Below are 1,268 nucleotides of genomic sequence, written 5' to 3' on the forward strand. Positions count from 1 at the left end.
GATAAGAAACGGACAAGACAGACATTTTCACCAGAAGTGCGTGAGCGCGCAGTTAGGATGGTGCGGGAACATCGCGGTGAGCATGGCTCGCAGTGGAACACGATTGTGTCGATAGCGGCTAAGATTGGCTGCTCGGCCCAGACCTTGAACGAGTGGGTCAAGCGCAGCCAAGTCGACAGCGGCGAGCGGCCGGGTGTGAGCACAGACTTGCTGGCGAAGCTGAAGGCTCAAGATCGCGAGATCCGTGAGCTCAAACAAGCCAACGAGATCCTGCGCAAAGCCAGCGCGTATTTTGCCCAGGCGGAGCTCGACCGCCCGTTCAAGAGGTGATTGATTTCATGGAAGATCATCATGATAACTATGGGATCGAGGCGATGTGCAAGGTTTTGCGCATTGCCCCATCAACTTGGTACGCGCGTAAAGCGCAGAAAGCGGACCCCGACAAACGGTCAGATCGGGCCAAAGCTGACGACGCCATGAGCCTCAAGATCAGAGAGGTCTTTGAGGACAATTTTGGTGTCTATGGCGTGCGCAAAGTCTGGCACCAACTCAGGCGTCAAGGCGAAGATGTTGGGCGTGACACTGTGGCTCGCCTTATGAAAGCTATGGGATTGCAGGGCGTTATACGCGGCAAACCTGTACGGACAACCATCCAAGACAAGAAACAATCGTGCCCGTTGGACCACGTCAATCGGATCTTCAAAGCCGAGCGGCCCAATCAATTATGGGTCAGCGATTTCACCTATGTGCGCACTTGGAAGGGCTTTGTCTATGTTGCCTTCGTCATCGACGTGTTCTCACGCATGATTGTTGGCTGGAAAGCCAGCACGACAGCACAGGCCGAATTTGTCTTGGAAGCTCTAGATCAGGCTCTCTACGCCCGCCGGCCAGCAAAGGATAAACTGATCCATCACAGCGACCGTGGCAGCCAATATCTGTCGATCAAATACACCGAAAAACTAGCAGACGCGGGTATCCAACCCTCCGTCGGCAGCGTAGGCGATAGCTATGACAATGCTTTAGCCGAGACAATCAACGGCCTCTACAAAGCTGAGGTCATTCATCGCTGCGGCCCTTGGCGTACCTTCCAAGACGTCGAATATGCCACCCTCACTTGGGTCAACTGGTTCAACAACCAACGCCTCTACGAGCCTATCGGCAACATCCCGCCCGCCGAACTGGAAGCCAACTATTACGCCAGCCTTGCAACTCTAAAACTGGCAGCGTAACTATGATTAATCAGCCTCCGACAATCCCAGTACGGTTCA

General features: G+C 54.2%; 1 protein-coding gene and 1 other annotated feature. The gene reads left to right on the forward strand.

Annotated features, from left to right (window positions below; genetic code table 11):
• A protein-coding gene (locus ACOVRA_RS14715; protein ID WP_421720956.1) for an IS3 family transposase occupies window positions 1-1,229 on the forward strand; the annotation gives its coding sequence in 2 pieces (ribosomal slippage) (window positions 1-292 and window positions 292-1,229; 1,230 coding nt annotated over the 2 pieces). This gene is flagged as partial in the annotation.
• Window positions 285-401: a sequence feature (AL1L pseudoknot), on the forward strand. Its footprint overlaps the gene before it by 117 nt.
• Window positions 1,230-1,268 lie beyond the last annotated feature (39 nt).

Origin of the sequence: Aquidulcibacter sp., from assembly GCF_049239865.1 — a bacterium.
Classification (GTDB): Bacteria; Pseudomonadota; Alphaproteobacteria; order Caulobacterales; family Aquidulcibacteraceae; genus Aquidulcibacter.